At 58.1% G+C, this 22,485-nt stretch carries 21 protein-coding genes and 1 tRNA gene; 15 read left to right on the top strand and 7 right to left on the bottom strand.

Going from position 1 to position 22,485, the window contains the following annotated elements; all coding sequences use genetic code 11:
• Positions 1 to 38: 38 nt before the first annotated feature.
• A complete protein-coding gene (locus tag CGLAMM_RS05640; protein WP_394819052.1) occupies positions 39 to 1,571 on the top strand; it encodes an OpgD/OpgG family glucan biosynthesis protein in 1,533 nt (510 codons plus the stop codon).
• A complete protein-coding gene (gene mdoH, locus CGLAMM_RS05635; protein WP_394819051.1) occupies positions 1,547 to 3,727 on the top strand; it encodes a glucans biosynthesis glucosyltransferase MdoH in 2,181 nt (726 codons plus the stop codon). Before CGLAMM_RS05640 ends, mdoH begins: the two co-directional genes overlap by 25 nt.
• A 111-nt stretch (positions 3,728 to 3,838) precedes the next feature.
• On the opposite strand, the gene CGLAMM_RS05630 is transcribed toward mdoH, so the two are convergent.
• A complete protein-coding gene (locus CGLAMM_RS05630; RefSeq protein WP_394819050.1) occupies positions 3,839 to 4,417 on the bottom strand; it encodes a YjjA family protein in 579 nt (192 codons plus the stop codon).
• Positions 4,418 to 4,654: 237 nt separating this feature from the next.
• Between CGLAMM_RS05630 and CGLAMM_RS05625 the strand changes: the two genes are divergently transcribed.
• Positions 4,655 to 6,739, top strand: a complete 2,085-nt coding sequence (locus tag CGLAMM_RS05625; RefSeq protein WP_394819049.1) for a S9 family peptidase — start codon at positions 4,655 to 4,657, stop codon at positions 6,737 to 6,739.
• 20 nt (positions 6,740 to 6,759) lie between these two features.
• On the top strand, positions 6,760 to 8,001 hold the full coding sequence (locus tag CGLAMM_RS05620; RefSeq protein ID WP_418115467.1) for a polysaccharide deacetylase family protein: 1,242 nt from the start codon (positions 6,760 to 6,762) through the stop codon (positions 7,999 to 8,001).
• Positions 8,002 to 8,030: 29 nt separating this feature from the next.
• Here CGLAMM_RS05620 and CGLAMM_RS05615 read toward each other — a convergent pair whose 3' ends face one another.
• Positions 8,031 to 8,417, bottom strand: a complete 387-nt coding sequence (locus CGLAMM_RS05615) for a hypothetical protein (protein WP_418115466.1) — start codon at positions 8,415 to 8,417, stop codon at positions 8,031 to 8,033.
• A 182-nt stretch (positions 8,418 to 8,599) separates the two neighbouring features.
• Between CGLAMM_RS05615 and ykgO the strand changes: the two genes are divergently transcribed.
• From ykgO to CGLAMM_RS05600, 3 genes are all read left to right on the top strand, one after another.
• Positions 8,600 to 8,725: a type B 50S ribosomal protein L36 gene (ykgO, locus tag CGLAMM_RS05610; RefSeq protein WP_025886195.1), complete on the top strand. Its 126-nt coding sequence runs from the start codon at positions 8,600 to 8,602 to the stop codon at positions 8,723 to 8,725.
• 3 nt (positions 8,726 to 8,728) lie between these two features.
• Positions 8,729 to 9,394, top strand: a complete 666-nt coding sequence (locus tag CGLAMM_RS05605; protein WP_394819046.1) for a tetratricopeptide repeat protein — start codon at positions 8,729 to 8,731, stop codon at positions 9,392 to 9,394.
• A gap of 329 nt (positions 9,395 to 9,723) precedes the next feature.
• Complete coding sequence (locus CGLAMM_RS05600; protein WP_394819045.1) at positions 9,724 to 9,969, top strand: hypothetical protein; 246 nt, start codon at positions 9,724 to 9,726, stop codon at positions 9,967 to 9,969.
• Positions 9,970 to 9,974: 5 nt separating this feature from the next.
• Here CGLAMM_RS05600 and CGLAMM_RS05595 read toward each other — a convergent pair whose 3' ends face one another.
• Positions 9,975 to 12,173: a primosomal protein N' gene (locus tag CGLAMM_RS05595; protein ID WP_394819095.1), complete on the bottom strand. Its 2,199-nt coding sequence runs from the start codon at positions 12,171 to 12,173 to the stop codon at positions 9,975 to 9,977.
• 372 nt (positions 12,174 to 12,545) lie between these two features.
• Between CGLAMM_RS05595 and CGLAMM_RS05590 the strand changes: the two genes are divergently transcribed.
• Genes CGLAMM_RS05590 through CGLAMM_RS05580 form a run of 3 tightly spaced genes read left to right on the top strand, consistent with a single transcriptional unit; the run spans position 12,546 to position 14,445 of the window.
• Positions 12,546 to 13,490, top strand: coding sequence for a tyrosine recombinase XerC (locus CGLAMM_RS05590; RefSeq protein ID WP_394819043.1), 945 nt, complete (start codon positions 12,546 to 12,548; stop codon positions 13,488 to 13,490).
• A complete protein-coding gene (locus CGLAMM_RS05585) occupies positions 13,487 to 14,122 on the top strand; it encodes a retropepsin-like aspartic protease (protein ID WP_394819042.1) in 636 nt (211 codons plus the stop codon). The genes CGLAMM_RS05590 and CGLAMM_RS05585 overlap by 4 nt, the downstream gene beginning before the upstream one ends.
• Positions 14,086 to 14,445, top strand: a complete 360-nt coding sequence (locus CGLAMM_RS05580; RefSeq protein WP_418115465.1) for an aspartyl protease family protein — start codon at positions 14,086 to 14,088, stop codon at positions 14,443 to 14,445. Before CGLAMM_RS05585 ends, CGLAMM_RS05580 begins: the two co-directional genes overlap by 37 nt.
• A 115-nt stretch (positions 14,446 to 14,560) precedes the next feature.
• On the opposite strand, the gene CGLAMM_RS05575 is transcribed toward CGLAMM_RS05580, so the two are convergent.
• Genes CGLAMM_RS05575 through CGLAMM_RS05565 form a run of 3 tightly spaced genes read right to left on the bottom strand, consistent with a single transcriptional unit; the run spans position 14,561 to position 16,782 of the window.
• Positions 14,561 to 15,061: a hypothetical protein gene (locus CGLAMM_RS05575; protein WP_394819041.1), complete on the bottom strand. Its 501-nt coding sequence runs from the start codon at positions 15,059 to 15,061 to the stop codon at positions 14,561 to 14,563.
• A gap of 33 nt (positions 15,062 to 15,094) precedes the next feature.
• Complete coding sequence (locus CGLAMM_RS05570; RefSeq protein WP_394819040.1) at positions 15,095 to 16,447, bottom strand: ammonium transporter; 1,353 nt, start codon at positions 16,445 to 16,447, stop codon at positions 15,095 to 15,097.
• A complete protein-coding gene (locus CGLAMM_RS05565; RefSeq protein ID WP_394819039.1) occupies positions 16,444 to 16,782 on the bottom strand; it encodes a P-II family nitrogen regulator in 339 nt (112 codons plus the stop codon). The genes CGLAMM_RS05570 and CGLAMM_RS05565 overlap by 4 nt, the downstream gene beginning before the upstream one ends.
• Before the next feature lie 174 nt (positions 16,783 to 16,956).
• Between CGLAMM_RS05565 and CGLAMM_RS05560 the strand changes: the two genes are divergently transcribed.
• The 5 genes from CGLAMM_RS05560 (at position 16,957) to CGLAMM_RS05540 (ending at position 21,615) form a co-directional block, all read left to right on the top strand.
• Positions 16,957 to 18,213, top strand: coding sequence for a UbiH/UbiF/VisC/COQ6 family ubiquinone biosynthesis hydroxylase (locus CGLAMM_RS05560; RefSeq protein ID WP_394819038.1), 1,257 nt, complete (start codon positions 16,957 to 16,959; stop codon positions 18,211 to 18,213).
• Positions 18,210 to 19,007 carry a serine O-acetyltransferase gene (cysE, locus tag CGLAMM_RS05555; protein ID WP_394819037.1) on the top strand — a complete coding sequence of 266 codons (798 nt, stop codon included), beginning with the start codon at positions 18,210 to 18,212 and terminating at the stop codon, positions 19,005 to 19,007. Before CGLAMM_RS05560 ends, cysE begins: the two co-directional genes overlap by 4 nt.
• A gap of 174 nt (positions 19,008 to 19,181) precedes the next feature.
• Complete coding sequence (gene accD, locus CGLAMM_RS05550) at positions 19,182 to 20,045, top strand: acetyl-CoA carboxylase, carboxyltransferase subunit beta (protein ID WP_394819036.1); 864 nt, start codon at positions 19,182 to 19,184, stop codon at positions 20,043 to 20,045.
• 45 nt (positions 20,046 to 20,090) lie between these two features.
• Positions 20,091 to 21,422, top strand: coding sequence for a bifunctional folylpolyglutamate synthase/dihydrofolate synthase (locus CGLAMM_RS05545; protein ID WP_418115464.1), 1,332 nt, complete (start codon positions 20,091 to 20,093; stop codon positions 21,420 to 21,422).
• 118 nt (positions 21,423 to 21,540) lie between these two features.
• Positions 21,541 to 21,615: transfer RNA gene (locus CGLAMM_RS05540), tRNA-Thr, on the top strand.
• Between the two features lie 131 nt (positions 21,616 to 21,746).
• Here the strand turns inward: CGLAMM_RS05540 and CGLAMM_RS05535 are convergent.
• A complete protein-coding gene (locus tag CGLAMM_RS05535; protein WP_394819034.1) occupies positions 21,747 to 22,478 on the bottom strand; it encodes a tetratricopeptide repeat protein in 732 nt (243 codons plus the stop codon).
• Between the last annotated feature and the right edge of the window lie 7 nt (positions 22,479 to 22,485).

Genomic DNA, 22,485 nt, shown 5'->3' with positions numbered 1-22,485 from the left:
CGCGATAACCGAGCGCGAAAGCGATACGAGCAAGGGAGATGAAAATCGTGTTTAGACGCGACATCCTGAAATTAGGTGCAGGCGCATCCGTGCTGAACCTGACCGGACTGAAAAAAGCTTTCGCAAAAGATCCGGCTGCGACGACCCGTTTCGATGCGAATACTGTGCGGGAGAAGGCGCGTAAACTTGCGCGTTCCGCCTATGCCGCGCCGGCCCAGTCCCTGCCGAGCCAAATCAATAATCTCAATTTCGACCAGTTTCGTGGCATTGAGTTCAGATCAGAGCGCGCCCTCTGGGCGGAAGATGATCTCTATTTCGATGTCGAATTCTTTCCGCGCGGATTCCTCTACCGCCCGAAAATCCTTATGAATGAGGTGATCGACGGTGAGACGCACCCTATCGCCTATGAGCCTGACATGTTCAAATATCAGGATCAGCAACTGCGCGTGACGGATGATCTCGGATTTTCCGGGCTGCGCCTTCGGTGCCCGCTCAACAAGGATGATATGAAGGAGGAGTGCGCGGTATTTCTGGGCGCATCCTATTTCAGAGCTGTGGCGAAAGGGCAGAATTACGGACTCTCCGCACGGGGCTTCGCCAATGGCACGGGTGATCCAAAGGGGGAGGAATTTGCCCTTTTCCGGGAATTCTGGCTTGAAAAGCCGCAGCCTGGCGTCAAAAGCGTCGTCATCCATGCATTGATGGACAGCCCCTCCGTTGTGGGGGCTTTCCACTTCACGATCAAACCGGGCGATACGACCGTCTTTGACGTCCAGACCAGCTTTTTCCCGCGGGAGAATATCAGCAAGGGCGGGATCGCGGCGCTGACCGGTATGTTCTATTTTGACAGTAATAACCGGCATCATGTCGATGACTGGCGCCCGGGCGCGCATGATAGTGAGGCGCTGCAAATGTGGACGGGGGAGCGTCAACAGCTTTTCCGGCCCCTGAACAACCCGATCGATTTGCAATTTTCAGCTTTTCATGACGTCAACCCGCAGGGGTTCGGCCTGATGCAGCGCCGCCGGGCTTTCCGCGATTTCGAAGATCTCGCCCTTTTTTATGAGAAACGCCCTTCTCTCTGGATTGAACCGGTCGGCAATTGGGGCGAGGGTGCCGTTGACCTGGTGGAAATCCCGACGCCGAATGAGGTCAATGACAATATCGTTTCCTTCTGGCGGCCGGCTGAGCCGATGAAATCGGGAAATGAGTATAGCTACACTTATCGCATGTATTGGGGTTGGGACACGCCATGGCCAACCGACATGGCGCGCATCGGCGCCACACGCATCGGTGAAGTGACGGACCACCCGGATGCGCGTCAGATTGTCGTGGACTTTACGGGGAAGCCCTTTGAAAACCTTCCGGACAATGCCAGTTTCCACCTTATTTGGGAGACCTCCGCAGGAAGCGTCAAAAATGTTGTGGTTGAGCCCAATCCCAATATCAAAGGGTGGCGCACCATGTTTGAGTTCTACCCCAAAGATGCAAAAATCGCTGAGCTGCAATGCCAGCTCGCAAATGATCAGGGCCCCGTTTCGGAAAAATGGATTTATCGTTGGACGCCGTAACCGCCAAGTCGCCTACCCGGGATTTCATGCCGCCCCCGGCGCCTTTGGATATGAAGCGGCAGGACCTTTTCTCAGCGCCTGACCGTCACGGCCGACGCGCCACGCCCGTCACTTCGCCCGCCAATATCTGGGCGCGCCGCGCATTTGTCATTGGCGGGGCGATCATCCTGACGCTATTCGGCGCTTATGAGATGAATCTCGTGCTCAATTCCGTTGGCGTTTCGGCGCTCGGCATTATTGTTCTGACGCTGTTCGTCATTCTTGGCGCGTGGATATCCTTTTCTTTCACGTCGAGTTGCGCGGGATTCGTGTCACTCTGGCGCGCTGGCGGGCTTGGATTGGGCATCACGCGGGATGGCCCCCTGCCGACGCTGATGACGCGCACCGCGATTCTGATGCCCACTTACAATGAAGACCCGGAACGTGTCCTGACCGGGTTGCGCGCCATTCATGAAAGCCTTGTGCGAACGGGCCATATTGACGCGTTCGACTTCTTCATCCTCTCCGACACGACAGACCCGGATATATGGGTGCGGGAGGAAAAGGCCTATCTTGACCTCGTCAGGGATGTGCATGGGGAAGGCCGGATCTTCTATCGCCGCCGCGTGCAGAATATTGATCGGAAATCCGGAAATCTGGAGGATTGGGTCAAACGGCACGGCGCGGCTTATCCCCAGATGCTGACCCTCGATGCAGATTCCGTCATGGATGGGGGGCTCATCGCCCGGATCGTCTCCGCGATGGAACATCATGAAAATGTCGCCCTCATTCAGACCTTGCCCGTCATCGTCGGCGGTCGGACGCTTTTTGCGCGTATGCAGCAATTTGCGGGACGTGTTTACGGCCCGCTCATCGCGCATGGCATTGCCTGGTGGCACGGAGCGGAAGGGAATTATTGGGGCCATAACGCCGTCATCCGCACACGCGCTTTTGCCGAGCAGGCCGGTTTGCCGCACCTTCCGGGCCGAAAACCCTTTGGTGGCGGCATTCTGAGTCATGATTTTATTGAAGCCGCCCTGATGCGGCGTGGCGGCTGGGCCATTCATATGGTGCCCGGTCTTTTCGGCTCCTACGAGGAAAGCCCACCTTCCCTGACCGATGTCGCCATTCGCGACCGCCGCTGGTGCCAGGGCAATCTGCAACATGGCAGGATTCTACGCGCGAAGGGCCTGCATTGGGTCAGTCGGATGCATCTTCTGGTCGGGATCGGCTCGTATATCACCGCGCCTTTATGGCTGCTGTTTCTGCTTTTCGGCATTCTGATTTCACTGCAATCGCATTTTTACCGGCCTGAATATTTTGGCGATACGAAGACGCTTTACCCGCATTGGCCGCAAGTTGACCCGATCCAGGCCATGTACGTGTTTTTCGGTACCATGATTGTCCTGCTCGCACCAAAGTTCATGGCGCTGCTGGCCGCTTACCGGGATCGAACGACCCTCAGAGGTTGTGGCGGTGCCCTGCTCATGCCCGTCTCCGTCGTGTTCGAGACGATCATCAGTGGCTTGATCGCGCCGATCGCCATGCTGATCCACACTTCTGCCGTAGTCTCGATCCTCAATGCCCGAGATTCCGGTTGGAACGCCCAGAACAGAGAAGATGGGCGCGTCAGTATGCGTGACGTAATACGGAGTTACTGGATTTACTCGCTCTTCGGCTTTTTGCTGGCGGTCGCGGCGTGGTCCGTCTCTTATTCGCTTTTCCTCTGGATGACGCCGGTATTGATCGGTCTGGCTCTGGCCATACCGCTGGCGGCAGCGACTTCAAGCCGGGTGATCGGGCTTTTTCTGCGTCGGCTTCGCCTTCTACTGATCCCGGAAGAGTCAGCGCCACCCGAGGTGCTGCGCCTGCTGGAAACCTACGATACGGACCGGCGTACGCGGATGGAGAAAAGCAGGAATTCTTATTTTGCCGAAGCTTTTCATGCGCTTGCGCAGGATAACACGCTTCTGAATGCGCATCTGCACATGTTGCCGCCACCACGCCAGGCCGGAGAGCCGATTGACCCGCATCTTCTGGTCGGGATGTTGAAGCTTCAGGAGGCCCCGGACATCGACACCGCACTTTATACTTTGTCGCGGTTGGAAAAACTGGCGGTTCTGACGTCAAAAGAGGGTGTTCTGCGCATTGTGGCTTTAGGCACGCGTAACACTTGATCATCAGGCGGCGGGGCAGATAGCGGCCCCAAAAAAAAGGCGGAGTTCACCGCCTTTTTTCCGGATTGGGGCCCAGGCGAAATGTGACCGGGCCCTATCCTCATAAGCGGCTTACTTTGCCATCGCCTTGGCGCGATCGGTGCCGAACTCTTTCCCACGGATCGCCAGTTCCGTGCAGAGTTTGACGCGGCTTGACTGACTGAGCGTCGAGACGTCGAACGTCTCCGCCGACGCAGTTTGCAGCAGCCCCTGGCCTCCCAGCGAGTAAAACTGGTCGCCCTGCACGTCACCGCGTTTCGCGAGTGAGTGTCCGACAACGCGTGTCATGCCGCGAGAGCCGATTTTATTCTGCACGCAGTACGCAAGCAGACCGGCGACATTGCCCGGTCCGGCAGATGTGATATCCGGCAGGCCGTCACTGCCGAGCACGCCGGGGCTTTTCGCGGTCAGAACCGTGTTGGAGAGGTTTTTGCCCCCCACCACCTGCATTTTACCGGGTGCCACGGCAGCGCCCTGCTGCCGCATGACAGGCATGGCGCCTGAGGATGCAACGTTCGACTGCATACCCGGTGCGGTCGATGGGTTGGCCTGCACAACCGTCTGGGCGTTGGCGGCAGGCGCCGCGACAAGCGCGCCGAGCGCTGCACAGGATAGGGCGGCACACGAAAATCTGAAATGACGAAATAACATTTTACAACTCCTTATCTGCCCGACTCAACAGTGAGGCGCACAATGATGCGCATCCCTGAAATCGAGGCCGCGCATTACCGGATTCTAACACCTTCCCGATGGACGGGTTTATTGTTGAAAGAAATATCGTCCCGCAAAATACGGTCCATTAGGGGTGGCGACACGTCATTCACCGAAAGGGGAAAAAAATGTTAGTCTAACCGGCATATTTTCCATGACTCCGTCGGAGAAAGACCCATGCAGCCACCGGCACCTCGAAGCGTCCCCGTCGAGACGACACAACTCGGCCGGTCCCGCACAGATCATTATGCCTGGATGAAGGATGAAAACTGGCAGGATGTCCTGCAACGGCCGGAAATCCTCCGTGAAGACATTGCGCAGCATCTCAGGGCTGAGAACGCCTATGCCGATGCCGTCCTCGCCAAAATGGCGCCGGAGCGGGAACGACTTTTTGAGGAAATGATGGGCCGCACGCCCGGCGCAGAGGAAAGCGTGCCGTGGCCTGACGGCGCGTGGGAGTATGCATCGCGATTTCGGGAAGGCAGCGAATATCCGATTCTTTTCCGCCGTCACATTGAAAGTGGTCGGGAGGAGATTCTCCTCGATGCTAATTGTGAGGCGGGTCGATATGCGTATTTCGCTCTGTCGGAAACAGCGCATTCGCCGGATCATCGCTACTTTATTTACGCTGTCGACACGCAGGGGTCTGAAATTTACCGCATCGTTGTCAAAGATACGATGAATGGCGACATCGTCGGGCAGGAGATCACCGATTCGACAGGTCGGTTCGTCGTCTCACCCGATAGTGCGTGGATCTTCTGGATCTGGCGGGATCAGCATGGTCGCCCCCGCAAGGTATTTCGCCGCCCCCTCACCGGGGGTGATGACACGTTGATATTTGAGGAGACCAATCCAGGCTACTTCCTCACTTTGCAGGAAACATTATCCCGCAAATGGATCATGCTCGGCCGGGGAGACCATGACACGAATGAAACACGCCTGATCGACGCGCGCACCCCGACGGAAACGCCGCGCATCTTCCGTCCGGCACGGACCGGAATACGGTATCACCTGACGCACTGGCATGATCGCTTCATGATCGTGACAAATGAGGATGCCATCGATTTTAAAATCATGCAGACTTCGGATGATCCGACCCTCTGGGAAGAATGGAAACCGTTTCTGCCAATGAAGGCGGGTCATTTCGTGATGAGTGTCAGCGCGTGCCACACCCATCTCGCCTGGGCGGAGCGCGTCGACGGCAATGTCGATATTCATTTTATCCCGCGTGACGCCGTTGGGGACATACGTTCCCAAAGCACCGCCATCACGCCGGAAGAAGCCGCTTTTGACCTGACGCCACTCGGCTTTCTGGAATATAATAAAAGCCTTCTGCGCTACGTCTATGCCTCTCCGACCACCCCGCCCGAGTGGTTCGATTATGAGGTGGCGTCCGGCCGGAAGAACTTTCGCAAACGTCGCGACGTACCGTCCGGCCATCAGGCGGCGGACTATCGTGTCGAGAGGCTTTTCGCGACGGCCGCGGATGGCGCGCGCATCCCGATCACGATCTTGTCCCGTAAGGAGACAAAGCGGGATGGTTCGGCCCCCATGCTGCTTTACGGCTATGGCTCTTACGGCATACCGATGGATGCGGAATTCTCCATTTCAGCCTTAAGCCTCGCCGATCGCGGCTGGTTTTATGCCGTCGCGCATGTGCGCGGCGGGTCGGAGAAAGGCTGGTCATGGTTTCTGGACGGGCGCGGCGAAAAGAAAACCAACAGCTTTACCGATTTCATCACCTGTGCCCAACACCTTATCGACGAGAATTTCGTCCGTCAGGGACGTATTGTGGCGCAGGGTGCCTCAGCGGGCGGGCTGTTAATGGGTGCTGTCGCCAATATGGCGCCGGACCTGTTTGGCGGTATTGCGGCGCAGGTCCCGTTTGTTGATATGCTCAACACCATGTCGGATGCGAGCCTACCCCTGACGCCGCCGGAATGGCCTGAGTGGGGCAATCCCCTCGAAGATGAGACGGCTTATGATCGCATCGCCGGATACTCGCCTTACGATAATATCGCGCCGCGCCATTATCCGCCCATTCTCGCCACAGGCGGTTTGACCGACCCGCGCGTGACGTATTGGGAGCCGGCAAAATGGATCGCAAAACTGCGCGCCATCGCCAAAGGCGGCCCCTTTCTGTGCAGAATCAATATGGAGGCCGGACATGGCGGCGCTTCGGGGCGCTATCGTCGCCTGAAGGATGTCGCGATGATTTACAGCTTCGCCATATGGGCGTTATCGGAAAAAAAGCCCTCCTAATACGGGGTTAACTTGACAAGGTGCCGCACATCTTTCTCCATGGTCCGGTCGATATTCTGAAAAATCTCGACAGGTTCTTACGCACGGCGACGCGCCTTCTCGCGTCGGGAGGGGCGGCGCGTCAGGCCCGCGACAATCAGGAGGAGAAGGCGATGATGCCGCAAGATGTGCAAGGCAGAGCTCGAGACGCATCTCGACGCGGCATATACGAGATAGCCGCTTTACTACTGAAGCAAAGTCCCCGCGTGCTCCGCCCTGTAACTGCGCTACGCAACGCGATGCGTTGCCTCGGGCTGGGCTTATGGGTCGGGGCGGCGTCAACAGTCTGCGCCCAGACATGGGAAATTTCGGATTACAAACCCATCAAACAAGTGGTAATCGATACGAATCACCATCGATATGTCGCCATCCGACATTTCGAGAAAACGGGCGTGTCGAGCTACTTACTGGTTGACCCGCAGACCTTGAAAACCTCGATACAACCCGCCTCCAACTTCGACATCGCTAAAAATCAGGATGATGTGCTTAAGTCATCCATCTATGCCCGGGCCCTTGCGCGGACGACGGCGCCGCCATTTCCTATCCAGAATCAGGGCCTGACCCATGCGTTCCATTCGGCGCCGCATGTCGCTTATCTCACGATCGACATGTGTCCGTCGTCACATGCTTTCAACAAGGATTTTTATGAGAGGCTGATCGCTTTCGGGGCCAAACACCATCTACCGATGACCATTGATGTCAGCGGCCTGTGGATTGTGCGTCATGGGGAAGAATATAGCTGGCTCAAAAAAGCCATCGCGGCCGGGCAGCTCAATGTCACCTGGGTTAATCACGCTTATCTGCATCGCTATCTGCGTGACGCGCCGCTTGAACGCAACTTCCTCCTGATCCCCGGCACAGATGTGGATTCTGAGATTCTTGAAGTTGAAAAGCTGTTGATTGCGGATAATCAAACGCCGTCCATCTTCTTTCGCTATCCGGGCCTCGTATCAGACCCCTATGTCGTGACCCGCACGCGGGAACTGGGCGTCATCCCCCTGGGCGCGGATGCCTGGCTCGCCAAGGGACAGCCGATCCGAGACGGCAGTATCGTCCTTGTGCACGCGAATGGTAATGAACCGGCGGGCCTTGAACTTCTGACCGATGACGTGCTGGCAGCCCATCGCTGGCGCCCTTTGAATGAAGCCATCACTTATGACCCGGGTCACAGCTCTCAGGATGCGGGCTTCGCATCCCGCTCAGTTCAATCACCGGCTGAGTGAAAAGTCAGGTCATGTCGCGACGTGATGATTTATGCCGGGTGACGGCGCGCGAAAGTTTCACATATTGCGCCGAGCGATTTATTGACCGGGGTCTCGTCGCGACAAAGGCGCCGTGCATCGGCGCCACAAATCTGGATCGCATTCTCAAAATCCGATTCCAGCACGTCGTGGGCGATGGCAAAATCTGACGGGTTGTCGTCGTAACGGCCGCTACTGAGCGCTTTCTGCGTTTGGCGAAGTTCCTTCAGCGTCGCGATGCAGGCGTCGCTGGCCGAATCCGGTTTGACCTTGAGGATATCGAGAATCGGCGACAAAATGATGGTCAGCGCTTTTGAGGATGGGTCATCCGCAGCGCTGGCTGGCATTGCCAATCCGTAAATCGATACCGCCACAGCGGTGAGTTCACGCAACTTCATAGAAAGAGGATAGCGTGTCTCTTTGGTGATGACCACTCACCATGTGCTTATATCAAGGTGACCCGCTTATCCCGGTCGCGACGCGTCATATATAGTTGACTTCATGGCGACACCCCGTTATCTGAGAGCACCTTTCACGGGCGCGCGCCCGTTCGTCAAGCATGCCCTGGGAAGTGAAACAAATGAAGATTCGTAACAGTCTCAAATCCGCCAAAATCCGCGACAAGGATTGCCGCGTCGTGCGTCGCCGTGGCCGCGTTTACGTGATTAACAAGAAAAACCCGCGCATGAAGGCCCGCCAGGGTTAAATCTTGGCGCGTCAGTTTCTGACCGCACCTTATTTCTATGAAACGTCAATGGACGGGCAGGCCAGGCTTGCCCGTCTTGTTTTTGTAGCAGCGCTTACCCTCTGCCCGCTCCAGACCGCCGCCGCCGCGAAGGATGCGGGCAAAAGCGCTTCCGACGCGCATGTGACGCTTGAGACCGGCAAAAAAGGCCCCTCTACGCTAGAAAAACTTGAGGACGCCCTGAAGCAGGCGCGTTCGGAAAGTGAGGCCCGCGCGCTTCTGGCTCAGCTTCATGCCATCAGATTGGGAAAATTGACGCCGGCTGTCTTTATCCTCGTGCGACACGGGCGGGCGCTTCAAAAGCAGAATCGCCTTCAGGAAGCGGAGCATGATTTAAGCAGTGCCCTCACCCTGCAACCTGACCAGGCTGTTTTATGGCGATTCCGTGCGATGATCCGGCATCAGGGACAGGATGACGCCGGGGCGATTGCTGATCTCGGCGTTGCTTTGCAGCTTGACCCGCGGGACGCCGTCTCATGGCGTCTTCTTTCTTCGATTGAGACGCAAAGGGGGGACCGAGCCGCCGCCCTTAAGGCACGTCAAAAAGCTGACAGGCTCGACCCTGCCTCAAAACAGGGTAAATCATTGACCGACGCGCAAGGACCCTCATCCCGCCCGCACGCCCTTTGACACGTTCGAGACGCTGAGGACAGTACGCAAAAATTTCTCATTGGACGCATCGCATCCTATCGGCACCTTTGCTGACGAGAGATAAGCGCATTTAGTCATTTCGCATGTCGCCATGGTATTCTGCCCAACAGGGCGCGCCTTTTTGCGGCTTTGGCAGATCAAATTCAGCGTCGCGACGGGTCACCTCTGAGATTTTCCCGCGCAGCGGACCTGTCCTTTTTCCCGACTGACCATCGAAGCCGTTTCAAGGCCGAGCCTCCCACCATTGTGAGGCAAACCCACCAGGATTTTTCGAGTTTAGATCGCATGGAACGATAAGGATTTCAGTCATGTTCAGGCACCGCACGGTGACGCCATCAAAAATGCCAGCGTCACGCGATCATCAAGAGGCGATCCCGGCCGTCAGGCAACATAAAGCATCTTTGCCGCTCAGGGTGAATGGCGAGCTGGTGATCGGCGCGCTGACTTTTCTCAGCACGGTCGGCCCGCGACGATTCCGGGGACATGCTCAGAGTGCGCTGACAATCATCTCCGTCGTCGGGCTGGCCGCGCGCGCTTTCCGCAAGAAAACTTAGTCGCTTCAGAAAAATGAGACCGGGTCGATATCCACCACAATCTTCTGATCACTCTTAAGGCGCAGTTTCTGCAGCCAAAGCCGCAGCAAAGGCTGCACGGCAATCCCCTTCCGCGTCCGCAATAAGAGGCGTCGCCGATGCCGCCCGCGTAATTTCGTCAGCGGGGCGGGGGCAGGGCCGAGCACTTCGAGTCCCTCGCCTTTCGGGGCCATATCCGATAAGGCGCGTGCCAGAGCATCCGCGGATTCCGGCGTCCCGGCACTGACGATCAAAGCGGCGAGACGCCCGAAAGGCGGCCAGAAACCCGGGCGACGATTGGCGGCCTCCTGCGTCATGAAATGATGAAAATCCTGCGAAACAAGGGCCTTCATCGCGGGATGGTCGGGCAGGTAAGTCTGTAACAGCACGGTACCCGGCCGCGCCTCCCGCCCGGCGCGCCCGCCGACCTGCTGCAATAACTGCACCGTACGCTCCGCCGCGCGGAGGTCCCCGCCATTGAGTCCGAGGTCCGCATCCACCACCCCCACAAGGGTGAGGTGCGGGAAATGCCACCCCTTCGCGACGAGTTGCGTCCCAATGATCAGGTCAACTTCCTGTTGCGCGATCTGCGTCACGGCGATACGCGCCGCTTCCGCCGATACGAGACTGTCTGAGGACATGACGAGGATGCGCACCCCGGCCAGTTCACGCTGCACTTCCTCCGTCACGCGCTCGATCCCCGGCCCGACCGGCACGAGGCTTTCCGTCGCCGCGCAGGACGGGCACTGCGTTGGTATTGGCATCGTATATTCGCAATGGTGGCACACCATGCGGCGTTGCGCACGATGCTCCACCAGCCAGGCCGTGCATTTCGGACATTCAATCCGGTGACCACATTGCCGACATAAAGTGAGCGGCGCATAGCCGCGTCGATTGAGAAACAACATGGCTTGCTCCCCGCGCGCCAGCGTCTCGCGACAGGCGGAGAGAAGCGTGGGGGAGAGGAATTGGCCACGTGATGGCGGTGCAAGACGCATATCCAGCGCACGCACGTCCGGCAATGCGGCGCCAGCATGGCGGTCCGGCAGGACGAGGTGGCGATAGCGACCTGCCTGCACATTGGCGAGGGTCTCAAGGCTTGGCGTCGCGGAGACAAGCATGACGGGCACCGTGGCCTGGCGCGCGCGCAGCACGGCCATGTCCCGGCCGTGATAAATCACGCCTTCCTCCTGCTTGAAGGCCGGCTCATGCTCCTCATCGACAATGATCAGGCCGAGATCTGTGAATGGCAGAAAAAGGGCTGAGCGCGCCCCGACAACCACGCAGGGCGCACCGCTGCGCACATGCTGCCAGACACGACGGCGATGCCCGTCCCCCATGGATGAATGCCAGACAAGCGGGGCAAAGCCGAAGCGCCGGGTGAAGCGTGAGATCCATTGGGTGGAAAGGGCGATTTCCGGCAGGAGAACAAGAGATTGCCGCTCGAGCGTAAGGCATTCCTGCACCGCTTCAAGGTAAACCTCCGTTTTGCCGGAGCCGGTGACTCCTTCGAGCAGGATGGCCTCAAATTGCTGCTTCCGCACGATATCTCTCAAAGATCGCGCAATGGTCTCCTGAGATGCGGAGAGGGTGGGCGGTTGGGGCACTTTAATCGCTTCGTCCCTGAAGGCGGGTTCAGCCGGCGCGGCCTCCAACAGATTGAGTTTGATGCAGGCCGATATGACGGCAGGGCTCACGCCGGCTTTCTCCGCCAGGGCTTTTATGCTCATCGGCTTTGCCGAAGCGGCATCCAGCACTTTCTGCCGTGCCGCGGTGAGTTTCGGCGGGTGACCTGGCGATGCCAGACGCCAGAGCCTGACGGATTTCGGTGGCGCCGGCGTCCATCCGCGCATCGCCATCGCGAGAACCATGCCTTGAGGCGCGAGCGTATAAGCGGACACCCAATCAACGAAGCAACGCAGCGTTTCCGGCAGGCCGGGCGCGTCAATGCGGCGAGAGACCGGCCTCAATCGGCTCGGATCAACCGGTTTCGGCGGCGGAAAGGCGAGATCAGCGGGGAGGCGCGCCATCACCACTTCGGCAGCATCCCATACGCAACCGATTTCTTCCCTTTTCCCCAATGGCACAGCGACGAAATCACCCGGCACCAGTTCAGGATCGGGCGTCGTGTAAGCCAGCGCCGATTGCAGCCGCCTTGGCAGAAGAACATCGACGCGGAGAGACATTTCCGGCGGGTGCGCCAAGCCGGGCGCCCCATCCGCAAGGTGCGCGTCTTGCGTCAAGCCGATTTTTTCCGCACCGGGGTTGGGACGGACAGAACGCGATGCATGGGTTGCGGCCTCTTATCCAATTGTCTCACACCGTTTTTCAACAGGGACATATATAAAGTGGCGGCGGTCAGAAGCATGATACGATCCTGCCACGTCCCTGACGGATTTTGAAGAAATTCCTGCCGCCATCCTATTGGCCTTCTTTCAGCGGGATGCCAGAGGCCCCGTCACTGCACTGAAATTTTAAACGCACGCCGCGTTGATATTTCAGTTAGGATGGCGGCGCGTTACGGTCATTTTTCAGAATCTGTTCAACAAGGTCACGACATGGCTCACAGTGCAGAAACCCTCCTCAGCGCCTGGATGACCTGGCTTGAAAATGAGAAGCGCGCCAGCCCGCATACGATCCGGGCCTATCATCAGGACGTCGCCACATCCCTCGCTTTTTTTGAAGCGCATCTCGGGGAGAAAATCAACGAGACGCATCTCGCTCATCTCACGGCGGGTGACATGCGCGCACTCCTCGCCCATCAAACGCGTGAAGCTGAGTTGCGTCAGCGCCTTGCAGACGGTGCGGCGCGCAGCCGGAGCCGACATATTTCGGCTTTGCGGGCTTTTTACCGCTTTCTGTCCCTTCGATATGACATCCAGAACGCGCATGTCACCGCCTTCAAACTCCCCAAGACGCGTAAGCCCTTGCCGCGTCCCCTGGCCCGCCCTGTCGCGCGGGAAGCCGCAGAAGAAATTGCGAGCTTTACCGCAGCCAACGACTTTGTCGCACGGGATCTCGCCTTGTATACCTTGCTATACGGTGCCGGTCTGCGCATCGGGGAAGCCCTGTCCCTCTCCATCGGCGATTTCGACGCAGCACCTTGTGGGCCGCTACGTGTCACGGGCAAAGGGAATAAACAGCGCCTGGTGCCTTTGATCCCGATCGTGCAGGAGAGATTGGCGGCGTGGCGACGGCAACGTTCATCAGCCGAACCGGATGCCCCGCTTTTTATCGGGCAGAAAGGGGGCCGGCTTGACCCCGCAACGGCACGGCGCACCATGCGTCTGTGGCGTCAGGCCAAAGGGCTTCCGGCTTCTGCAACGCCACATGCTTTGCGGCATTCTTTCGCCACGCATATGATGGAAAGCGGTGCGGATTTGAGAGCGATTCAGGAATTACTGGGCCATGCCAGCCTCTCAACGACCCAGACCTACACGAAGACGGATGAGGCGCATCTCCTACGCGTCTGGTCCGCGCATCCCCGGGCGGGCAAGCCATGATGCGCCGTTTGAAGCCCGTCATCTGCGGCCTCCTCGTCACCGCCCTGACCATGACGCGGGCTGACGCTCGGACAGGCTGCGCGGTGACAATGTTAGGTTCACTCCCGCTCCGCAATGATGTGTTATTTCTGCACGTCCCCGTTGAAATCGGCTCTCAGACGCGGGACATGATCATCGATACCGGCTCCGAGGGAAGTCTGATCACCCCGAAGGCCGCCGATGCTTTGCATCTATCGGTCGATCCTCACCGCCGCACCGTCATTCACGGTCCGGACGGGCGGAGTGAAACCGTGCGCAACCGCATCGCGCCCGACCTTCGCCTTGGCCAACTTGATTTCGGTGCGTGGTCTTTCCCTCTCGGCATTCTGCCCAATCTGCCAAAATCGCTTGAGGGGCTCTCCGGGCTTATTGGCGCGGATATGATGCAGGATCTCGCTTTGGAATTCGATGCCCCCCGTCACCGCCTCCGCTTCTGGCGGTATACGCCCGTGGCAGGTGGCTGCAATCCTATCCCCCTTTCGGCGCGGCAGGGATCCCCAATGGGGCACGCTGGATCAAACTCAAGGCCCTTCGGCGCGGCCTGCGTCTCAATGTCGTGTTTATTCTTGATGGCGTCATGGGCAATGCGCTGATCGATAGCGGTGCACGTTCCATCACCTTGTCGCGACGTTTTGCCAATCATATGGGTGTCAGCAATCAGATGCTCGCAAAAGACCGGGGGGGTATCACGAGCGGCGTCGACCTCAATGCGCGCCGCTATTATTGGCACCATTTCAGCGCACTGTCATTTGCCAGCGATGCGACAGAGGCGGAACGACCTATCCTGACATTGAAAGCACCGGTTATCACAGTGTCGGATATTGATGACGATAACGACATGCTATTGGGTGCCGACTTCATCTCGCGACATGATGTCTGGGTGTCTTTTCAGACATCATCCGTCTTCATCCGATAAATGCGCGCAGAAGAACGGCAAGAAAAAGGCGGCCCGATCGGGGCCGCCTCCGCGTTTTTTTGAGCGCTCCCTGGCCCGGCGGACTCTCCTGCCGGGCACTTGGTCTTACGGGAGGTTACTGTTTCAGGCGCTTGTTACATTCCGAGTAATAGCCACCGCCTTTTTGAATCCAGCGTAAACCGCCATTTCCGTTGCTCGCTTTGTTCGCTTTATACTGGTCAAGGCAGGTCTGCATTCGCGCGCGGCCAGGCTTGAGATTGGCATATTGCGACGCCACGGCCGACGGGAAAACGGCACTTCCCGCGACGGCTGTCGTCGGGCCGATTGGTGGCGTCGACGTGGTTGGCGCCGGAGTCTGCACAGCGGGGGCCTTCGCCGTCGTGGTCGGCGTTGCTGTCTGCGCGGGGGTGGTTGATGTCGCCGCGGGGGCTGCGTCTCCGCAACGTGCCGCTTTGAAATCCTTATATTCCATCCCCTTGAGGTCACCCGCCTTGCGTTCAGCGCGGAAGGATTTGTAACATTCCTTCGCCGTCATGGCATGGGCCGCCGTTGCTGATATCCCCATGACCGTCAATGCAGCCGCCAGAATAGCGCCTGAAAGTTTTTTCCCGTCCATCAAACCATCCCTTCGGAGACGTAGCCATGCGAATCAGTTGATCCGCTCTCCATGTAGAACCATATCCAGTCCTTCAAGTTCCGCGTCCTGAGAGACACGCAGCCCGATGGTGACGTCGATCAGTTTCAGGATGAGATAGGTCACCACGACGCACCAGATGATCGTCACGCCGCATGCCTCAGCCTGACGTCCCAACTGCATTACGGAGCCCGTGACGCCTGCGGGATTGGCCTCTGTCGCGGATAGAGGTCCGTAGGCGAATACACCTGTCAGAAGCGCACCGACGATCCCGCCCATCCCATGAACCCCGAAAGCATCGAGACTATCATCATAACCCAGACGCGGTTTGAGAATGGCGGCACTCCAGAAGCAAGCGATCCCGGCTACAAACCCGATCATCAGAGCCGCACCCGGCAGGACAAAGCCAGCCGCCGGGGTGATGGCCACCAATCCGGCCACCGCCCCTGAAATGATGCCCAGAGCGGTCGGTTTTTTCGCGTGAAACCACTCGACAATCATCCAGGCCAACGCCCCGGCGGCGGAGGCGATCTGCGTCGTCAGCATCGCCATGCCGGCGCGGCCATTCGCGCCACCTGCGGAGCCGGCATTAAAGCCGAACCAGCCAATCCAGAGCAGAGACGCGCCGATAATCGCGTATGTCAGATTATAGGGTGAGAAATCATCAAGGCCGAGATTGCGCCGCCGCCCCAACACTAAAGCGGCGACAAGACCGGCCACGCCGGAATTAATATGCACGACCGTCCCGCCCGCAAAATCCACCGCGCCCAGCCCGGCCAGCCATCCGAGCGGGCTCCAGACCCAGTGGGCGATCGGGGCATAGACGAGCAGCGACCATAAGATCGTGAAAAAGCAGAGAGCCGAGAACTTCATACGCTCCGCAAATCCACCCACGATCAGGGCGGGTGTGACGACGGCGAAGGTCATCTGGAACATCACCCACGCGCTTTCCGGGATGGTCATCGTCGTGGCATTGGCGGTGCCCGCGCCCATCACAAAGGCCGCATCCTGCCCCTGGGTAAAGTGATCCGCGATGCCGCGCAGCATCGCCCGCGAGAAATCTCCGAAGTAGGGCGTGCCTGTGCCGAAGGCGAAACTATAGCCCAGCACCATCCAGACGACACTTGCGATGCAGCAGATCGTAAAAGACTGGATCGCCGTCGCCAGCACGTTTTTCTTCCGGACCATCCCGGCATAAAAAAGGCTGACGCCGGGGATGGTCATTAGCAGGACGAGCGCCGTGCTCGTCAGCATCCAGGCAGCGTCACCCGTGTCGATATGCGGCGCACCCGCCGCATCTGCCGCAAAGAGATGGCCCGGCAGAATCATCAAACAGCCTGCAAGGGTCCACAGGCAGGATCGTGTCATAGTGCGCTTACCCCTTCTTCTCCCGTCCGGATGCGGACGACCTTATCAAGTGAGGAAATAAAGATTTTCCCATCACCGATTTTGCCGGTGCTGGCATTGGTCTGGATGGCTTTCACGACGTCATCGACGATTTCATCCGCAACGGCGATTTCCATCTTGAGTTTGGGAAGAAAGCTGATCTGATATTCCGCCCCGCGATAGATCTCCGTCTGTCCCTTCTGCCGCCCGAAACCTTTGACTTCCGTAACCGTCAAACCCTGCACGCCGAGCGGAATGAGTGCATTGCGCACGTCATCGAGCTTGAATGGCTTGATGATGGCCGTGATCAGCTTCATGATGTTCGTCCTTCGCAACGTTTTTTTTACGGGCTACGAATCCCGCATCACAGATCGTTTCCAATTCGTGCCAGTTTGGCGACGCGCAAGGCAAGCCTCTTCTTTGATTAAAGGTTTGATTTATGGACGCCTCTGACGCTGAATGCGCCATACGGGGCGTGTTGAGAAAGCAGGATGATGAAGACTGTCAATATTTGCATCAATGGCGCCGGCCCGGTTGGCGCAACCCTGGCGTGCGTCCTGGCGCAGGCCGGGCTGCGCGTCCTTATCATTGAGCGTTCCCCGCTTGACGCGGCGATCGGCCCGCATCTGGATGGTCGGGCCTATGCACTTTCGGAAGGGTCACGACGGGTTCTGGCACAATCAGGCGTCTGGTCGCACCTCCCGAACGGCGCGCAGCCCATAAAGGAAATTTCCGTCATTGACGGGCGGGATGTATCCAGGCCACGTCCAAATGTCGCGCGCATCCTCACGCGCATCGGCACACGGTCACTTATCTTCGGCGCGCAGAACCTGCCTGATAATGAGGCCGGGTTGCAGGGTTTCGGCTGGATGGTCGAGGCGATGGATCTGCGTCGTGCCCTCCATGACGCCCTCCGTCATCACGCAGGCCCGAACCTGATCATCGCCGCGCCAGACCAGGCGCGTTTCACTTTCGACGATGATGGAGCCATTATTGCGCTTGCCTCCGATGCGCAATATCGGGCGCAACTCGTCATCGCGGCAGAGGGGCGTCAAAGTCCGCTTCGGAAGCAGGCAGGCATCCCGTTGACGCGATTAGCCTATAATCAGAATGGCATTGTCACGATCATACAGCATGAGAATGCGCATAAGGGCACCGCTCTGGAGCGCTTTCTACCAGATGGACCATTTGCGCGACTCCCCTTGATCGGCACAGACGCCGCACCGCACCGCTCCGCCATCGTTTGGGCCGCACCTGCTGCGCGCGCGCATTATCTTCATGCGCTTCCCGATGATACTTTCAGGCGCGAAATCAATGCGCGTCTCGATAAGCATGTCGGCGCCGCGACGCCAATCGGACGGCGATGGCTTTACCCGCTTTCCGCGCAATATGCCCAGAGATATGTGTCTCATCGCCTCGCGCTGATCGGCGACGCGGCCCACGGTTTGCATCCAATTGCGGGCCAGGGCTTGAATATGGGCTTTCGCGATATCAAGATCTTGTCTGAAGTTTTGGTTAATGCTTGTGAGAAGGGGCAGGATCCGGGCCGTGATGATGTGTTGAAACTCTATCAGCGTTTAACGCGCCCCGATAATATGGCGATGCTGGCGACCTGCGATATTATGGAGAGGGTTTTCAGCGCCCGCCACCCCGCCATGCAGATTTTACGCCGCGTCGGCATGCGGGGTTTTGAGACAGCAACGCCTTTACGTGCACGTTTCATCCGACGGACAATGGGATTATTATGAACGCGCTGGACCTCGATAAAATCTGGCAGGACATGCTGCGCCAAAGCGATGTCTGCTGCGACCCGCTGATACAAGGCGTTTTCACGACGGGGATCACGGAACATCGCAGTTTCGATGCGGCGCTGGCGGCGCTTCTGGGGACAAAATTATCGGACCGCGCCCTTTCCGTGCCCGCTTTATCGTCCCTGATCATGGCCTGCCTCAAGGACACACCGCGCATTGCCGAGGATGCCGCCGCGGATATGCTGGCCGTTTATGAGCGTGACCCCGCATGCACGGATTATGTGACGCCCTTCCTCTTCTTCAAAGGCTATCACGCGCTCCAGGCCTATCGGGTGGCAAACTGGCTTTGGCGGCATGACCGCAAGCATCTGGCACAACATTTACAAAGCCTTGTCTCAGAGCGTTTCGGCATTGACATCCACCCGGCGGCCACCATCGGGCGGCGCGTTATTTTCGACCACGGCACGGGCATCGTCATTGGTGAGACGGCCGTCATTGCGGATGATGTCTCCATCTTCCAGAATGTCACGCTTGGCGGCACGGGTAAGACGTCCGGCAATCGGCATCCCAAAATTGCGCGCGGCGTTCTGATCGGCGCGGGCGCGAAGGTGATCGGCAATATTTCTGTGGGGGAAGGCGCTAAAATCGGGGCGGGTTCGGTCGTTCTGAATGATGTGGCACCCCATGTCACAGTCGTGGGCAACCCTGCGCGTCCGGTCGGCAAGCCAAATACCAGCGACCCGGCCCTTTCCATGGATCAAAGCTTCCCGGATACGGATTTCGTCATCTGAAGCAATGTGGCAGCAACCTGTCACAACGCCCTGAGTGGATGACGGGAGGCCGGTATGGCTTTTACCGGGTAGAAACGATATGATGGGTATTGATGCCTTATCCGCATCATCATAACAGGATCGCGCCTTTCCCTTTGGGGAAGCGATATTGCATTGACACGATAATGAGGGAAGATGAGCTGGCTTACCGAATATGTCCGTCCTAAAATCAGGGGACTTCTGCAAAGGGATGTTCCGGAAAATCTGTGGACGACGTGCGAGTCTTGCTCTCAGATGATTCTGGTCAAGGATTTTGACCGTTTCCTGAAAGTATGTCCCCATTGCGGCCATCATGGTAAGGCGGCCGCCAAAGATCGTCTCAAATGGACATTTGACGAGGGCGCCTATACGCGCATTGAACTCCCGAAGGTCGCGGTTGATCCGCTCGGCTTCAAGGATCAGAAGCGCTACACGGACAGGCTCAAAGATGCGCGCACCAAAACGCATCTGGATGAGTCGCTGGTGGTCGCGCATGGGCAGGTCGGAGGGCATCCGGCGGTTGTCGCCGTCATGGCCTATGAATTTATGGCCGGCACAATGGGCTCCGCGCTGGGTGAAGCTTTTATCGCCGCCTGCAAACTTGCCCTGCTGCAAAAAGCGGCTTTGATTATCTACACGGCCTCCGGCGGTGCACGGATGCAGGAGGGGGTGTTATCCCTCATGCAGATGCCGCGCACGACGATCGGCGTCCAGATGCTTAAAGATGCCGGGCTGCCCTATATTGTGGTGCTGACGAACCCGACGACCGGGGGCGTCTCCGCCTCCTTCGCCATGTTGGGCGATGTGCACATCGCGGAGCCTCAGGCCCTAATCGCTTTCACCGGGCCGCGCGTCATACAGGATACAGTGCGGGAAAAATTACCGGAAGGGTTTCAGAGATCCGAGTATCTTCGTGACCATGGCATGGTGGATATCGTCACGCCCCGTGATGCGCTGAAAGAGACGCTCGACCGTATCATCGGCCTCATGATGCAACGTCAGGAAACCGGCGCGGCGTAAGCGCTGCCCCGGGCCGCGTCATTGCTCATGACTGAAACGCCGATCATGACGCCGTCAAACCCGACGCAAGGCCAGCCCGCCAGGCTGGCCAGCGAATATTCAGGTGCGGTCGGTAAAATCCTTGCGCGTGTTCAGGCGGCTTACCCTAAATATATCGACCTGTCGCTGGACCGCCTGACGACGCTGCTCCATCGATTGGGAAACCCGGAGCGTAGCCTCCCCCCTGTGATCCATGTGGGCGGGACAAACGGAAAGGGCAGCACATGCGCTTTCATCCGCACCCTTGCGGAAGCCCGGCAATGGCGCGTCCACGTCATGACCAGTCCGCACCTCGTCTCCGTCACAGAGCGATTTCGCCTGGCGGGGGCGTTGGTGCAGGAGGATGTGCTTGCTGCAACATTGGAGGAAGTGGAAGCCGTCAATGGGGACGCGCCCATTACGGTGTTCGAAATTCTGACGGCTGCGGGATTTCTCCTCTTCGCCCGAGAGCCAGCGGACCTCGCCATCATCGAAGTCGGTCTCGGCGGACGATTGGATGCGACAAATGTCGTATCCGCCCCTCTTGCGAGCGTCATCACCCCGATTGGGCTGGACCATCAGTCATTCCTCGGAGACAGCATCACCGAGATCGCGCGGGAAAAAGCGGGGATCATCAAACCCCATTGTCCCGTCATCAGCGCGGCGCAGGATGCGGCCGTGACCCAAATTATCGAAGCCGCAGCCACGACGCTCGGCGCGCCCTTATGGGTGATGGGGCGTGACGTGACCTATCGCGTCCTCCCTGATGGCGGGATGGCTTATTCCGACCCTCATGGTGACCTTACCCTCCCCGCACCGGGCCTGATTGGGCAGCACCAATATGGCAATGCCGCGTTGGCCATCGCCACTTTGCGCGGCGCTGTCAACGACAGGATGCAAAATGCAGACTGGGCGGCCATAACGCAGACGCAGTGGCCCGGGAGGTTACAGAAATTAGGTGGATCGCTCCTCAGCCATGTGCCGCCCGGTTGGGATATCTGGCTGGATGGCGGGCATAATCCCCATGCCGGTCACGCCCTTTTGCCAACATTGCGAAATTGGCAGGATCGCCCGCTTCACCTTTTGATCGGCATGAAGAGCAGTAAGGATATTGAAGGGTTCATTCGCCCCCTCCTCCCCTACGCGACCTCCGTCCTCGCGGTGATGGAGCCGGATCAGTATGACGCGATTTCCGTGGCGGACATCGTCGCCGCCTCCGGCCACGTCGCCATTCCCGGCCCGGATATCGTCAGCGCTTTGAAAAAACTCAGTGGTGAAACGGGGCGTGTTCTGATTTGTGGCAGTCTTTACCTCGCCGGCGCCGCGTTACGCCGGGACAACGTCTTTGAGCGCGCCTAACGCCCCTTTGATGCGTAAGGGGTCAATGTGCCCCCCAACAGCTTTGTCATTCTGAACTGACGTCACCGATTTTACGCTTGACGAATTATCCTGTTTAACCGCAAAAGGGCCTGCTGATGCCGGGTTAGCACAGTGGTAGTGCAGCGGTTTTGTAAACCGAAGGCCGGGGGTTCAAATCCCTCACCCGGCACCAGCCTTACGGAAATCGCGGGCCCCTAGGCCGTGTAAATCCGGGTCGTATATGATTTGCCGCATGAAAAGCCGGACAATGGCGCCGGTCTCAAGCCAAACCCGTCATCATCTCCCGCAGCAGCTTGCGGTGGGTTAATGACCAGAATTTACTTTTATGTCCGAGACATGCGCGCTCAAACTTTTATAGGTTCTGTCAGCTTCCTGCGGTGACATAAATTGCGATAATTCTGATTTCGCCGCGTCGTCACGCCCCGCAAGCATGAGCACAAAAGCGAAATTGACACGCGAACGATGCGTGCCGGCCCCGCCAACATTAAGTGGACGCAATATCTCGATCGCCTGATCCGTATCACCACTTAAAGCGAGGGAAAGACCTAGATTATTCATCGCGCGGTCCGACTCCGGCATTTCGGAAATGACCTCACGGTAGATTTTCTGCGCTTCCGCAAAATGTCTTTGATTATCGAGAGAAATGCCAAGATCAATTTTAGCGTCGACATTTTTAGGGTCGGACTTGATCGCCCTTCTGAAGAGTTTTTCAGCCGTCGCTGGATCTCGGTTGAGGTTCAAGCGTCCCAACCCTGTCAAGGCACGCGTGTTGCCGGGGTCGATCGCAAGCACTTTTTTGAAGCTGGCCTCGGATTGCAGATAACGCCTCTCGGCATATTCCGCCTCCGCCTGGATGATCAGCGCGGATTTATTGGAAGGGTCGACCATCAGCTCACTCTGGGCCACATGTAACGCTGAGTTGGCGCCCCCGTGATCGAGCAGGATTTTCGCGGCACGAAGTTTCGGATTTTCTGTCGGCTGCGCCGCGCAAGAGGCGAGGAGGATGAGGGGAAACACAAAATAGAAACGTGTCATGTCATGC

It is taken from the genome of Sorlinia euscelidii, from assembly GCF_036452135.1.
Classification (GTDB): Bacteria; Pseudomonadota; Alphaproteobacteria; order Acetobacterales; family Acetobacteraceae; genus Sorlinia; species Sorlinia euscelidii.
Note: the sequence above shows the minus strand (reverse complement) of the source record. Positions and strands in the feature narration are given on the sequence as shown.